The sequence below is a fragment of the Sulfurovum iocasae genome (genome assembly GCF_047716765.1).
GTDB lineage: Bacteria > Campylobacterota > Campylobacteria > Campylobacterales > Sulfurovaceae > Sulfurovum.
In genome coordinates, this window is record NZ_CP180410.1 from 1,887,663 (window position 1) to 1,900,683 (window position 13,021).

15 protein-coding genes are annotated in these 13,021 nt (G+C 37.5%); 3 read left to right on the forward strand and 12 right to left on the reverse strand.

All coding sequences use genetic code 11. From position 1 onward, the window contains the following. Nucleotide 1 precedes the first annotated feature (1 nt). Genes ACLHDG_RS09325 through ACLHDG_RS09340 form a run of 4 tightly spaced genes read right to left on the reverse strand, consistent with a single transcriptional unit; the run spans nt 2 to nt 2,491 of the window. Nucleotides 2-322, reverse strand: coding sequence for a DsrE family protein (locus ACLHDG_RS09325; RefSeq protein ID WP_415405956.1), 321 nt, complete (start codon nt 320-322; stop codon nt 2-4). Between the two features lie 4 nt (nt 323-326). Beyond that, complete coding sequence (locus tag ACLHDG_RS09330) at nt 327-1,043, reverse strand: ABC transporter permease (RefSeq protein ID WP_415405957.1); 717 nt, start codon at nt 1,041-1,043, stop codon at nt 327-329. Between the two features lie 28 nt (nt 1,044-1,071). After that, on the reverse strand, nt 1,072-1,647 hold the full coding sequence (locus ACLHDG_RS09335) for a ComF family protein (RefSeq protein WP_415405958.1): 576 nt from the start codon (nt 1,645-1,647) through the stop codon (nt 1,072-1,074). A gap of 25 nt (nt 1,648-1,672) precedes the next feature. Next, the gene (locus ACLHDG_RS09340) at nt 1,673-2,491 is read right to left on the reverse strand and encodes an SIR2 family NAD-dependent protein deacylase (protein WP_415405959.1); all 819 of its coding nucleotides are present in this window, start codon (nt 2,489-2,491) and stop codon (nt 1,673-1,675) included. 165 nt (nt 2,492-2,656) lie between these two features. Here ACLHDG_RS09340 and ACLHDG_RS09345 point away from each other — a divergent pair, with 165 nt between their 5' ends. Together ACLHDG_RS09345 and ACLHDG_RS09350 are read left to right on the forward strand one after the other, a co-directional pair. Then, nucleotides 2,657-4,186: a vWA domain-containing protein gene (locus ACLHDG_RS09345; protein WP_415405960.1), complete on the forward strand. Its 1,530-nt coding sequence runs from the start codon at nt 2,657-2,659 to the stop codon at nt 4,184-4,186. A gap of 140 nt (nt 4,187-4,326) precedes the next feature. Beyond that, nucleotides 4,327-5,142, forward strand: a complete 816-nt coding sequence (locus ACLHDG_RS09350; RefSeq protein ID WP_415405961.1) for a PEGA domain-containing protein — start codon at nt 4,327-4,329, stop codon at nt 5,140-5,142. Nucleotides 5,143-5,231: 89 nt separating this feature from the next. On the opposite strand, the gene ACLHDG_RS09355 is transcribed toward ACLHDG_RS09350, so the two are convergent. The 4 genes from ACLHDG_RS09355 to ACLHDG_RS09370 all read right to left on the reverse strand — a co-directional run bounded on the left by ACLHDG_RS09355 (nt 5,232) and on the right by ACLHDG_RS09370 (nt 9,025). Next, nucleotides 5,232-5,660: a hypothetical protein gene (locus tag ACLHDG_RS09355; RefSeq protein ID WP_415405962.1), complete on the reverse strand. Its 429-nt coding sequence runs from the start codon at nt 5,658-5,660 to the stop codon at nt 5,232-5,234. Nucleotides 5,661-5,707: 47 nt separating this feature from the next. After that, nucleotides 5,708-6,160: a hypothetical protein gene (locus ACLHDG_RS09360; protein WP_415405963.1), complete on the reverse strand. Its 453-nt coding sequence runs from the start codon at nt 6,158-6,160 to the stop codon at nt 5,708-5,710. Next, nucleotides 6,161-7,972 carry a translation elongation factor 4 gene (gene lepA / locus ACLHDG_RS09365; RefSeq protein ID WP_415405964.1) on the reverse strand — a complete coding sequence of 604 codons (1,812 nt, stop codon included), beginning with the start codon at nt 7,970-7,972 and terminating at the stop codon, nt 6,161-6,163. Nucleotides 7,973-8,086: 114 nt separating this feature from the next. Then, nucleotides 8,087-9,025 (reverse strand): ribose-phosphate pyrophosphokinase, encoded by a 939-nt coding sequence (locus ACLHDG_RS09370; protein ID WP_415405965.1) that lies wholly within the window; start codon nt 9,023-9,025, stop codon nt 8,087-8,089. 186 nt (nt 9,026-9,211) lie between these two features. On the opposite strand from ACLHDG_RS09370, the gene ACLHDG_RS09375 reads away from it, so the two are divergent. Beyond that, the gene (locus ACLHDG_RS09375) at nt 9,212-9,787 is read left to right on the forward strand and encodes a DUF2062 domain-containing protein (RefSeq protein ID WP_415405966.1); all 576 of its coding nucleotides are present in this window, start codon (nt 9,212-9,214) and stop codon (nt 9,785-9,787) included. Nucleotides 9,788-9,803: 16 nt separating this feature from the next. Here the strand turns inward: ACLHDG_RS09375 and mnmA are convergent, their stop codons facing one another. The 4 genes from mnmA to folK all read right to left on the reverse strand — a co-directional run bounded on the left by mnmA (nt 9,804) and on the right by folK (nt 13,008). After that, nucleotides 9,804-10,832 (reverse strand): tRNA 2-thiouridine(34) synthase MnmA, encoded by a 1,029-nt coding sequence (gene mnmA, locus ACLHDG_RS09380; protein ID WP_415405967.1) that lies wholly within the window; start codon nt 10,830-10,832, stop codon nt 9,804-9,806. A gap of 33 nt (nt 10,833-10,865) precedes the next feature. Next, complete coding sequence (locus tag ACLHDG_RS09385; protein WP_415405968.1) at nt 10,866-11,339, reverse strand: FliM/FliN family flagellar motor switch protein; 474 nt, start codon at nt 11,337-11,339, stop codon at nt 10,866-10,868. Further along, entirely contained in the window at nt 11,329-12,429 is a 1,101-nt protein-coding gene (locus ACLHDG_RS09390) for an AAA family ATPase (RefSeq protein WP_415405969.1), read from the reverse strand. Before ACLHDG_RS09390 ends, ACLHDG_RS09385 begins: the two co-directional genes overlap by 11 nt. 87 nt (nt 12,430-12,516) lie before the next feature. Continuing rightward, nucleotides 12,517-13,008, reverse strand: coding sequence for a 2-amino-4-hydroxy-6-hydroxymethyldihydropteridine diphosphokinase (folK, locus tag ACLHDG_RS09395; RefSeq protein WP_415405970.1), 492 nt, complete (start codon nt 13,006-13,008; stop codon nt 12,517-12,519). Nucleotides 13,009-13,021: the final 13 nt, after the last annotated feature.

Below are 13,021 nucleotides of genomic sequence, written 5' to 3' on the forward strand. Positions count from 1 at the left end.
TCTAAAATGTCACTACCTTGTCGGATTCACTAATGATCTGGTGCAGATCTTCCATCGTAGACATTGGGCACATATCTGAACCTTTGGATTGTCTGATCTTGAGGCATGTTCCGCAAGCCAATATCTCACCTCCGGACTCTACAAATAAGCTCATCTCTTTGGTGATACTAAACTTCTCAATATCCAAAGATTCACATTCAACCCCTTTTGCCAGCAAGAAAACTTTGACTTCATCACTCTTTTTTAGAGAAAATACCCCTAAGCGAAATGCATTCCATACTGTCTCAGGGTCATGTGAGTAAATTACTATACCTAGTTTCATTTTGTTATCCTTTCTCAACTATATATTTTTTTAAAAACATCAAATAGATCGCTACTGAAATACCCGCTGAACCCAGTATCATCAACATAACCATCATCTGATAACGTACTGCTATCAATGGATCAACACCCGAAAGTATCTGCCCCGTCATCATCCCGGGAAGCGATACCAACCCTACAGCAAATAGTGCATTGACAATGGGGATGAGTGCTGCTTTGTAAGAAGTAGCTCTTGCATCACTATAACTGCTTTTCCTTTCTACCTCACTCTCAAACCGCTCAGCAGCAAGACTCACTGCATTCATCGAGTTTGCAAATATCATTCCTGCCAAAGGTATGAGAAATCTAGGCTCATACCATGGGTTTAGATCGAGTACACCGAAGATCACCATCATCAACGTAAAAACCCCACCAAGAAAAATGGAAACAAAAGCGTAGAGGTAGAGTGACTTTTGCTGCTTATGAAGAGGACGCAAAGAGATAACACTTGCAGCGATCAACATCACAGAGAGTATCAAAACGACAAGATAAGGAGAATCAGAAGCAAAGATATAGGTCAACACATACCCTATAAGGATAAGCTGTATGAGCATTCTGAAAAGTGCATAAAAAAGTGTAGCTTTGTCTTGCGTCCATCTCATATAGATCACTATGACTATAACAACAGGTATCATGACCCATAGAAGGTCTAAAAGTGAGATATGGTAGATAGATGTGTTCATACTATATACTCCTCTGCCATATTATAACCTACTCTTCTACATCAGCCAAAGTCAAAGCAAAAAGTACATTCACACCATGTGTCATCAAGACCTTCTGTGCTTCCTGTAGTGTAATACCTGTTGTGATGATATCATCTATGAGTATAACATCAATATCACTTTTACCGGTATAGATAAAATCTCTTGGATGTTCTAAACGATACTGCAGAGTTTTACCCGAATAATTTACTCTATTTTTCGCCATCAGTGCACTGTGTTGCGGTATGGAACAGTTAGTTTTCATTGCACTTGTAAGAAGTGCCACATGTGAATAACCACTTTTAACATGTTCATCTATACCTACTATATACACATCCCTGTCATCAGATTCTACAAACTCTTCTATAAACGGCTTCATTGTCATCTTGGCTAATGCTTTGTAGATACGATAACCTTCCGGTTTATGTTTACTAAGAAGAAGTGACTCCAGTGTTGCGTATTTGAAGAAGCTGATAACATCAAGAGTACCTACCTTTCGGGTACTTACAGTAGGTACAAACAGTTGTTCTTCACATGTTTTACAAATGATTCCAAAGCTTAGTTTTGAACAAGAAAAACAACGCATACAAGCCCCTTAAAACAAGAACATACTAAATAATATCACAAAGAGCCTCAGTAGCTCCCATAGGCAGTTCTATCTCTGCTCCGAAACTCTCTCTGGGATTAATACGTATAACCGGTATAGAAAACCTTTTAGCTATTTGATCGGAAGTATTCCTAACTGTTGGTACTGTTGTCCCTGCCCCTATTTCAACAATAGCCAGTTTTCCACCCTCTTCTTCTATCTTATCCATCCAGGTAACAAGTCTTTCTCTTTGACCATTTGTACGTGCATACTCCCAGCCAAAGTCCCCAAACATCAAGATATTCGGTCTTGCCATAGCACCACAGAAAGGACAGCTTGGTAGTGGTTCTTTAGCTCTGAAGCCCTCTTCTATCTCTATGAGAGTATCATCCGAACTCCACAACATCCCCTCACAGTTATCGATGCATTGCAAGTTATGAATGGAGCCGTGACACTCCATCACCCTCTCATCTAAAAAACCTGCCTTTTGAAACTGTCCATCGACATTTGAAGTAAAAACAAATGCTCCATATTTTTTAGTATTTGACAGCTCTAAGAGCTTTTTGAAACCCTCATGAGGCTCGGTGTCACGGTAAAGATGAAGCCTGTGTCCATAAAAAGCCCAAGCCAGCTGAGGGTCAGACTCAAACCACTCAGGATTTGCCATCTCCTCAAACTGAAGCCCTAACTCCTTAGCCTTGGGATAAGCATTCCAAAACCCCTCCACACCTCTAAAATCAGGCAATCCACTATCAACTCCCATCCCTGCCCCGGCAGTGATGAAAATAGCATCTGCTTCTTCTAATAATTGTTTGGCTTTTTGTATGTTTTGTGTGATATCCATAATTTATTGTATCGAAAGTCACTAAAGTTTTAAAATAACTTCATACACAATATAAATCTATTACATATCCAATAATAATTTTTACTAAATTCAGTAAAGATTGAGTATACTATTTTTTTCATAATTACAATTTACATATACCACTATACAAAGTAGCTAAGCATAATGAAACTATTTAAATTCATACTAGTATTACTCTCTTTTTCTACCTTGCTTCAAGCCAAAACATTTAAAGGAGAAGTAGAGTCCTCTGGTAATGTTGGTTGTCAAACCTTAACACAAAAAGAGTCTCCTTACATTTCGTCTATCTGTGTAGACAAAGTCAAAGTCAAATACAAACTGTATAGTATGATGGGAGAACCAGTTGAACTCTATGCTGTGTATTGGGAGCTTAGTCCCATCATCAATCTTAGAACAGCTTCCACACTCATTACCACAATGCCTGCAAAAGTACAAGAAGCCTATGCAAAAGTATCACTGCATTATAAAAGTAAATTTATTATCGATCTACACCAATCACACAATTACCGTGCTTCTTTTCGTTTTTCAGGCGGTGCTTTAAAGAAATCCGGAACAGGTTATAGTTTTGATACCCTGGGCAGTCCATCCTGGGACAAATATATGCTGAAAAGTGATTCTGGGAATGCGTATTATTCAAAAAAAGAAGCAATCAATATATTTAAATCGACACCGGAACATGCAGCCTCTTTTTCTTTTAACAAGATTGAAAATATTGCATTTTCAAATCTTTACTCTCTCAATAGTGCGTTGAAACCTAAAAAAGAAAAAAACACTAAAAAGAAAAAAGATCAACAGACAAAAAAAGTAGATGCCAAAGAACAACAAAGTCAAACACAACAAGATCAAATTCAACAGAACATAGATCAAAAAACAAATCCTGAAAATACAACCAATATGATGAATGCCTTTAATACCCCTGCTCAAGCGACACATACAAACACTAATCTACAATCTTCTAATCTTACACCCCTCACAAACAATCAAGCAAACATCCAAAATACAAGCTATGCATACAATGGTACTGTAAATGCCAGTTTACTGCTTCTTATCGATGTTTCAGGCAGTATGAGTGGGGCAAAACTTAAATCAGCGAAACAAGCTGCATTGGAAACTATAGCGACATCACTGAAAAAAGGTGTAGAGGTCTCTATCTTGGCCTTCTCCGGAGGGTGTGGTAATCCTATATCAAAACGTATTGACTTTACGACCAATGAGCAAAGTCTCACAAGTTTTGTCAATTCACTCTCTTCTGGTGGGGGTACACCACTTGGGAATGCACTCAAAATTGCAAACAACTACTTATATCAGTCAAAATCCGGTTCTTCACAAACCCAGATGATCATCTTGTTGGCTGATGGTGATGATAACTGTGGGAATATAAATTCTGTCATGGCAAGTCTAAGAAATAAAGGAATCATCTTTAGACATCAGACCATCGGTCTGGAAGTCAATTCAAACTCTAAAGCCGCTAGACAGCTACAATCTATCGCAACAAGATCCGGAGGAGTATATCATCATGTTAAAGACCATAAACAACTTCCTAATATTTTCAAAGAAGCATTGGGGACAATGGAAATACTGGATATGCTCGGAACCTTTGGATCTACCCAAACAAATACTGTAAAGAAGCTACATGAGCCTTCTTCAACCCAAACTATACTTGATGGTTTTTAAAGGAATATATATGACAAGAAGTATAAGCGTTAAAATGCAATGCAACAAATCACTAAATGATTTATGTGAAATTCAGTACAGGGAGGCACTTTTAAGACTAAAGTCTAATGCAAGCCTTTCACTAAATGAAAGGATGTGAAATGCCGAATCTTAAAAAAACACTACTAATCACTCTCTTAATGATACTACCTATCATGCTTCATGCTTTACCTAAAGAAATATTGGCTGATAAATATTTAATAGGTGCAAAAACAAGTATTGATAAACAGAATTATCAAACTGCCAATGATTATTTTCAAAAAATCATTGATCTGGACATTGCACTTCCTGATGATTTTTACTTTCAATATGGAAAAAATGCTCTGGCAACCAAAGACTATGATAAATCTCTAAAATATATCAATCTTTATCTTGAAAAAGCCGGAAGTAGCGGTAAATATTATCGCGATGCATTACTGATGTCAAATCAGGCAGAAGAAGGATTGGTACAAAAAGTACGTAAACAAGAAAGATGGGAGCAATACAGAGTAGAGCAAGAAGAAAGAAGAAGAATTGAAGCAGCAATTCCCAGACATACACTTACCATCTTACCCACACCGTCCAATGCCAAAATACAGATAAAATATATCAAAGACACCTATAGTTCCGGTATGAGACTCAAAGAAGGAAGTTATAGTTTAAAGGTATCAAAAAAAGGATATAAGAGTAAAGAGTTTACGATCAATCTCAACAAAGATATACGTAAATCTGTTAAATTGACAAAGATAAAAAAGAAAACCGTTAAGAAAAAAAGCTCTGGTAGAGTTTGGCATTGTACCGCACGAAGTAAAAGAGCATCCGGATGGGTAGAAAGAGTTGGTCTGGATAATGCCAAAAGAGGTGCTTTAAAACAATGTAATATAAGAAGACAGACAAGTTCGTATTGTCGAATTACCAACTGCTATAAGGTACGATAATTTCGTACCTTATTCTTGTTAATGAGGATTATTAACACTTTTTAGGCAAGCCAGCTGATAAAAACCTATGGACAGGTCGGTGATAAACTTTATAATTTATCTATAAATTTTATCGACTTAATATACATTTTCTCAAGGCGGATCACGGTAGTCTTTCCTTCAACCTTGGGAAGTATGTTTGCTATTTCTTCATCTTCTATTAATCCTACACTAAAATTATTTTTTTGTAATGCAGGCTTCATAAATAAGAGCATAGCCAAAGAAGGTACAGAACTTACATCTGCCAGATACACTGCTTGTTTCTTTTCCAGATACCCTTTATGGGTCTGTAAAAAGGCTTTAACAGCTTTACCATTTTTTTTACTGAATGAAATAATGATCTTTTTGGTTTGAGGAGTAATAAGCAATTTATTTTCAAATTGATCACTAAAACTATCGTAAGGAAATTTATCTTTTACTTTTAAAACATCAGCGAATAGTACACCATAGAACAATAACAATATCACTGCAATTTTCATATCTGCTCTCTTGTAAATTTTAGAAAATGATCAAAAAAAACATACTTCTAAAGTATATCTCTGATCACCATCGCGTAATGCAACACAAAAAGGTTCAAAAAGAAGATAAGCATTGACGAAGCACGAGATACAAGGTGTTCCATACGTGTACGCTCTTTAGTATTGGTCTTAAGTGCAATGACAAAGTGAATGACCGTTACGATCAAGAGTACCAGTACCATCCAAAGCTTTATACGTAAAGCATCTATAACTTTTGAGTGATAGTCTGTAAAAAGTAATTCTATAAGCCCATAGTCTGTGATCATATAAGAACCGGTACCAAGCAGGAACATCAGTGCAACTACTTCAAAGTAACCGAAAATAGGTCCTATGTGAGGATAAACTGCTTTTTGTGCTTTTTTGTCTCTCATGGTCACACCAAGAGCAAACATAAAAATGGAACCACCTATCCATGCGATGGCAGCAAGGATGTGTATGTGTAATGCCCAACCTATACCCATCTAGCTATCCAACTTTAGAACAGCCATAAATGCCTCTTGAGGTACTTGAACTTTACCGATGGACTTCATACGTTTTTTACCCGCTTTTTGTTTCTCTAAAAGCTTTCTTTTACGTGTGATGTCACCACCGTAACATTTTGCTGTCACATTTTTACCCATAGACTTTACGTTAGAACGGGCAATGACATTGTTTCCGATACTCGCCTGAATGGCAACTTCAAAAAGCTGTCTTGGTATAAGCTCTTTGAGTTGTGCAACAAAAGCAAGTCCTCTGGTACGTGCCTTATCTTCAGGAACGATGATAGAGAGTGAATCTACCACATCACCAGCCACACGGATGTCAAGCTTAACAAGGTTACCTTCTCTAAATCCTATAGGGTCATAGTCAAAACTCGCGTATCCTTTGGTAATGGACTTCAACTTATCATAAAAGTCCATAACAATTTCATTCATAGGAATGTCATACTCCAAAAGTACACGCGTTTCGTTCAAGTAATCCATTTTTATCTGTATTCCACGACGGTCATTAAGTAGCTTAATGAGGTTTCCTAAGTACTCCTGAGGTGTCAAGATAGTCGCTTTGACATACGGCTCAAAGATTTTATCTATCTTTTGTGGTTCTGGTAGTTCACTTGGATTTTGTATCTCTAACTCTTCACCGTTTGTCTGTTTAACTTTATAGACAACTGTAGGAGCAGTAGCGATGAGTTCAAGGTCAAACTCACGTTCCAAACGCTCTTTAACCACTTCCATATGCAACATACCCAGGAAACCTGTCCTAAACCCAGAACCTAGTGCCATAGAACTCTCTGGTTCAAAACTTAATGACGAGTCATTGAGTTTAAGTTTGTTCAGTGCATCACGTAAATCTTCAAATTTATCTGTTTCTATCGTGTAAATTCCTGCAAATACAAAGGGTTTAGCAGGTTCAAATCCATGTATAGCTTCTGCTGTAGGATTTTTCGCATCGGTGACAGTATCTCCAACTTTGAGTGAATCAACCGTTTTAAGTCCCATGACAACAATGCCTATCTCCCCTGTACGTATCTCATCCGTTTTAATCGGTGCAATAGGATTTGGATACATAAGGCTAAGAACCTGATGGTCATCTTTGGTTCCCATCACTTTAACCATTTGACCTTTTTTAATACTGCCATCAAAAATACGTACCAATGCCAAAGCACCAAGATAGTTGTCAAACCAAGAGTCATAAATGAGTGCTTTAAGTGGTGCTTCTTCATCTCCTGTAGGACAAGGTATACGTTCTACTATACTGTCTACAAGTTCTGCCACACCCTGACCTGTTTTTGCTGAAACAAGATTGTGCTCTGTTGCATCGATACCAATGGCTTCTTCAAGCTCTGAAAGTACTCTATCCGGATCAGCCGCAGGAAGATCTATCTTATTTACAACCGGTAAAAGCTCTAAGTCATTTTCTATAGCGATGTAAACATTGGCAATAGTCTGTGCTTCCACACCTTGCGCTGCATCTACAATGAGTAATGCACCATCAGATGATGCTAGTGAACGACTCACTTCATATGAGAAATCCACGTGTCCCGGAGTGTCTATGAGATTTAAAATGTATGGTTCACCATCTTTTTCATAGTTCAAACGTACAGATTGTGCTTTAATGGTAATACCACGTTCTTTTTCTATGTCCATGGTATCCATTACTTGTGAAGACATTTGTCTATCACTTACCGCTCCACACTCTTGTATGATACGGTCAGCCAGTGTGGACTTCCCGTGGTCGATATGTGCGATGATAGAAAAGTTACGTATATTTTTTTGTGGTACTGCTTTTGCCAATGTTGTTCCTTATGTTTACATTCCTATCTCTAGAAATGCAGGGTCGGTTCACCGACCATTCTAACCAAAATTTATAATTACATTTTTGGTCGGTAAACCGACCCTACGTTATTCTTATGTATTCGTTTCAAAAAGTGAATTCACACTCTCGTTATTATGTACTCTTCTGATAACTTCACCAAGCATTGATGCAGTTGAAAGCATTTTGATCTTACTAGACCGTTTTGTCATAGGAATGGTATTTGCCACTACAAGTTCATCAAGTTCACCCTCTTCTATGCGCTCATATGCTGGGCCGGAAAGTACAGGGTGCGTACAACATGCCATTACCGAAGTTGCTCCAAGTTTTTTAAGTGCTGATGCTGCTTTGACCATTGTTCCAGCAGTATCAACCATATCATCGATAAGAATTACATCTTTACCCTCTACATCACCAATAATATTCATTACTTCACTCTCATTGGCTTTTTCACGACGTTTATCAACGATAACCATATCTAATCCAAGCTTGTTGGCAAAGTATCTTGCTCTTGCTACACCACCGATATCTGGAGAAGCAATCACTGGATTTTTAAAGTTTTTTGCTCTGATGTAATCCATAAACAAGATAGCCCCATAAAGGTTATCTACAGGGATGTCAAAAAATCCTTGTATCTGTGATGCATGAAGATCCACTGTCACCATACGTGTGATACCCGCTGTCTCCATCAGATTCGCTACAAGTTTTGCTGTAATAGGCACTCTGGGGGCCGCTTTTCTGTCTTGTCTTGCATATCCGTAGTATGGCACTACTGCAGTGATAGAGTTCGCAGATGAACGTTTCAATGCATCTGTCATAATAAGGAGTTCCATTAAGTTACCATTTACCGGTGAAGAAGTAGGCTGGATGATAAATACATCTTTGCCACGCACAGATTCAGAGATCTTAACATTTATTTCACCATCAGAAAAACGATTGATCGTCGCCTTTGCAAGAGGCATTTCAAGGTAAGTTGCTATCTCCTCAGAGAGTTCAGGGTTTGATGTTCCAGAAAAAATCATATATCCGCTCATAATATGCCTTTATGTCTATGTATTACCATGCTTCATGAGTTACTTCACGTGATAGTTATTTACGCGTATTTTACACAAAACTTGATATGAACCCTCTGAATGAACCCCATTCAAAGGGTTCAAGGTGATTTAAAGCTCGTCGGTACTACACTATTATAAAATTATTTATTTGGATTTATATTTTTCATGATTAGAAAAGCGTTTAAGAAAAAATCTTCAGGCTCTAAGCTTGACAAGTTTATAGAAAAATACAATCTCCCACGTGAGTATCTAAGCATTAACAGAAAAAGTGTCAGCAGAGGCGTTTTAGTAGGTCTATTTTGGGGTTTTATCCCCATGCCTATGCAGATGCTCGGAGTGATGGCAATGACACCATTTTTACGTTTTAATGTCCCTGTTGCTATCTCGATGGTATGGCTCAGTAATCCTTTCACCATGCCGCCGATGTATTATATGGAGTACCTTACAGGTAATTTATTATTGGGAAAAGAAGGCATAGAGGATATTGAACTGACTATGGAGTGGTTCAGTGAAAATTGGGATGCCATCGTTATACCACTCTATACAGGTACAGCATTCTACTCTATTGTCGTCTCATCTTTCGTTTACTTTTTGATCAATCGATTATGGATCGCTTCAGTGAGAAAAGAAAAGGCTGAGAAAGAGAAGAAAAGAAGAGAGCATAAAAATAAACTATTCTCTTTTGAACCGTCGCATACCCACTCTATTCAAGAGGATGAGAGCAAGAGTGATGAAAAGTAAGTAGAATCCTCTGAATTTAACAGATCACCCCACCACCAAGTAACCTGTCTCCATCATAAAAAGCAGCGATCTGTCCTTTGGCTAAACCAAAAACAGGTTCATCTAGAACTACTTTAGCTCTACCATCTTTTATCTTAACACTGCAAGGTACAGCATGTGTACGATAACGTACTTTTACATGGCAAGTGAAATCTGTTAACTCTTCAAAAAGATTAAGCTGTTTTACTTCAAACTCATTCTCTTCCAGCTTTTCTCTTGTACCTACGACTATCTGATTTTCTTTAGGCTTAATGGCAAGAACAAAATGTGGGTCATGGGCACCATTGACAAAGAAACCTCTGCGTTTACCGATGGTGTAATGCATATAGCCTTTGTGTGTACCTACAACATTACCCTCAGTGTCCACTGTTTCACCCGGTATATCTATATTCATATGTTTAGCCAGTACTTCATCATAGGTATTTTCCACAAAACAGATCTCTGAACTCTCTTTTTGTGTAGCGAAGTCTTTGAGTACGCCTATCTTTGCCGCATAGGCTTTAACATCCTCTTTTACCCATGTAGCAAGAGGAAAGAGAAGTCTGGGTAAAACCTCTTTTTTTACTTCACAGAGAAAATAACTCTGGTCTTTGGTCGGATCATCTGCCATATAGAAATATTCACCATCACATTGTACATAATGCCCTGTAGCTACTTTTTCTATACCTAAGCTATCTGCAAAATCAATCATTTTTCCAAACTTGATGGTACGGTTACACATCACACAAGGGTTGGGAGTCAAACCCTCTTTATAACTTTCAACAAAATACTCATAGACTTCTTCATTGAATGCTTCACTCAAGTCATGAAAATGCACTTTAATACCCAGGTAATCCCCTACGCGTTTTGCTTTAGCAAAGTTCTCTTCATGATAGCCCTCTTTATGGTGGAGTTTCATATACACACCCTCAACATCATACCCCTCTTTTTGGAGTAAAATAGCCGTAACAGTTGAGTCTACTCCGCCACTCATTCCTACTAATACTTTCTTGTTAAGATTCGGCATTTAGTGCCTCACTGTACTGAATTTTAATTCTTGTCATTTTCTTACCTCATCTATCTGTACAGCTATCTCTTCATCCACATTGACTAAAGAGCCTTTTGCTATATTTTTTCCATTTACATGAAGTAAAACTTCTTGTAGATTCAGCTGTGCTGTTTCTATTTGATGTCCTACTTCCAGTGTTCTACTTTGGATCATTCCAAAAGAGAATTCTACTACTTCATATTTTTTACTATTAGTCTGTTTTATAGTACTTTCATTAAGTTTTATAATTTTTATTTTACTACAACTTCCACTCTCATTCAACACAACATTTGCAGAGATATTTCCCTCTTCGAGAAGTATCATATCCAGACGATGCATCCCTAAAAGAAACAGATCTCCAGAAGTAAGTTTTTTTAAGGCATTCTTCTTTACTTGAATAGGTGAAAGTGCCAGTTCATACTCAGGATAAAGTGTATGCTTTTGCATCATCTTTTCCAAGTGGAGAGCTTGTGTTTCAGCCTTCATCTATATCACCAATAAAATGTTCCAAAAGATACTCTTTATTCGCAAGTAAAAGATCATCTGGGACTTCTTGTCCTATAGAGAAATAACTCATCGGAAGTTTATAAAGTAACATAAAATTCAGGAGTGTTCCAAAGTGCCTTGTCTCATCAAACTTGGAGATGATCACAGAGTCAAGATTTAAAAAGGAAAAGTTTTTATAGATATCTTCCATATCTTCATATTTAACTGTTGCAGAGAGTACAAGTTGTACCTCCATGTTTCTGGCTCCATCTGTATTCACAAACTCTACTGTTCTAATGAATTTTTGTGTATCATAAGGAGACATACCAGCCGTATCTATAAGGATAACATCATAATCTGCCAACTGTTCCAACTGCTCTTTAAACTCTTCCACAGATGAGACAGAGTGATGCTCTATCTGCATAATGTCTGCATAGTGTGAAAGCTGCTCTATGGCTCCTACTTTATAGCTGTCAAGATTAAGCAATGCTACTTTATACGGTCTATCCAACAAGTAGGCATAACGTGCTGCAAGCTTGGCAATAGTTGTGGTCTTACCAACACCTGTAGGACCTACAAGCATCATCACTTTGGGTGTACTAAAGTCTTCTTCTTTTACGTTAAGTATCTCATCTATCTCTTCAAGTAGGTAAGAGACTAAAAGTGATGTCTCTTCCACCACAGGTGTACCAATAAGCGATCTGAACATTTCATCAAGCCAACGCGCTGAAATACCTTTTTTCATAAAAAGTGCTTTGACCTCTTCTATGATACTGTTAGACTCAACATTACCAGACTCATCCAGTTCCAGTAAACCATCTTTCATCTGCTCCAATTGTGCTTTAAGTTCACCTATCTCTTCGAGTAATGTCTCATCTTCCTTGCTGCTACTGTTATCCATCGATAGATCACCAAAAGATTTTTCCATAAAAAGCTCTGTTGGTACAGCAATGACTACTTCACAACGTAATACACCATCATCATATTTCAATTGCTTTGCAGAGACAATAGATACCTCATTACCATATTTTTGGACTGCTTGATCATAAGCACCTTTAGGGTCTGAAGCTACAAATGTTTCGTTGATCATACTATTATACCTTTCTCTTTGAAGACAAGCAAAGCTCATCTTCAATTCCTCTCACTAAAGTTTTGCCTTTGGCAAAAAACATCATATTCATGATATTCTACCTTTCATCATTGACAATGGAATCAACACAGAGTCTCTTTGCATCCAAGCAGGATGAGGCAAAGTTAAGCTCTTTGTATCCATTTTTACATTTTCATAAAATATTATATCTATATCTAACGTTCTTGGTCCATCTTTAAAAAGACGCTTTCGTCCAAAAACTTTCTCCACACGTAACATATATCGTAATAATGCCTGTGGTGTCAAGTGTGTCTCCACAAGTATCAACGAGTTATAAAAATCACCTTGTTCCAAATACCCAAAAGGAGGGTTCTTTAAGATAGGTGCCGTCTCAACCATATGCACAAAAGATGAACGCTTGAAATACCAAAACAGATGTTCAAAACGACGTACAACATCACCGATATTACCACCGATACCAAGGAGTGCTTTGTATCTACCCTTACTTTTTGTATTATAGGGGAAATGTGGTGTGAAAATCAATGTGTGTTTTTCATTTAAGATTTTTCTTTTAACCATCTTAACCCTTGTA

What these genes read in the sequence shown, in the direction of transcription:
- ACLHDG_RS09325 (WP_415405956.1), bottom strand. Translation starts at nt 322, where the DNA reads ATGAAACTAGGTATAGTAATTTACTCACATGACCCTGAGACAGTATGG.
- ACLHDG_RS09330 (WP_415405957.1), bottom strand. Translation starts at nt 1,043, where the DNA reads ATGAACACATCTATCTACCATATCTCACTTTTAGACCTTCTATGGGTC.
- ACLHDG_RS09335 (WP_415405958.1), bottom strand. Translation starts at nt 1,647, where the DNA reads ATGCGTTGTTTTTCTTGTTCAAAACTAAGCTTTGGAATCATTTGTAAA.
- ACLHDG_RS09340 (WP_415405959.1), bottom strand. Translation starts at nt 2,491, where the DNA reads ATGGATATCACACAAAACATACAAAAAGCCAAACAATTATTAGAAGAA.
- ACLHDG_RS09345 (WP_415405960.1), top strand. Translation starts at nt 2,657, where the DNA reads ATGAAACTATTTAAATTCATACTAGTATTACTCTCTTTTTCTACCTTG.
- ACLHDG_RS09350 (WP_415405961.1), top strand. Translation starts at nt 4,327, where the DNA reads ATGCCGAATCTTAAAAAAACACTACTAATCACTCTCTTAATGATACTA.
- ACLHDG_RS09355 (WP_415405962.1), bottom strand. Translation starts at nt 5,660, where the DNA reads ATGAAAATTGCAGTGATATTGTTATTGTTCTATGGTGTACTATTCGCT.
- ACLHDG_RS09360 (WP_415405963.1), bottom strand. Translation starts at nt 6,160, where the DNA reads ATGGGTATAGGTTGGGCATTACACATACACATCCTTGCTGCCATCGCA.
- ACLHDG_RS09370 (WP_415405965.1), bottom strand. Translation starts at nt 9,025, where the DNA reads ATGAGCGGATATATGATTTTTTCTGGAACATCAAACCCTGAACTCTCT.
- ACLHDG_RS09375 (WP_415405966.1), top strand. Translation starts at nt 9,212, where the DNA reads ATGATTAGAAAAGCGTTTAAGAAAAAATCTTCAGGCTCTAAGCTTGAC.
- mnmA (WP_415405967.1), bottom strand. Translation starts at nt 10,832, where the DNA reads ATGCCGAATCTTAACAAGAAAGTATTAGTAGGAATGAGTGGCGGAGTA.
- ACLHDG_RS09385 (WP_415405968.1), bottom strand. Translation starts at nt 11,339, where the DNA reads ATGAAGGCTGAAACACAAGCTCTCCACTTGGAAAAGATGATGCAAAAG.
- ACLHDG_RS09390 (WP_415405969.1), bottom strand. Translation starts at nt 12,429, where the DNA reads ATGATCAACGAAACATTTGTAGCTTCAGACCCTAAAGGTGCTTATGAT.
- folK (WP_415405970.1), bottom strand. Translation starts at nt 13,008, where the DNA reads ATGGTTAAAAGAAAAATCTTAAATGAAAAACACACATTGATTTTCACA.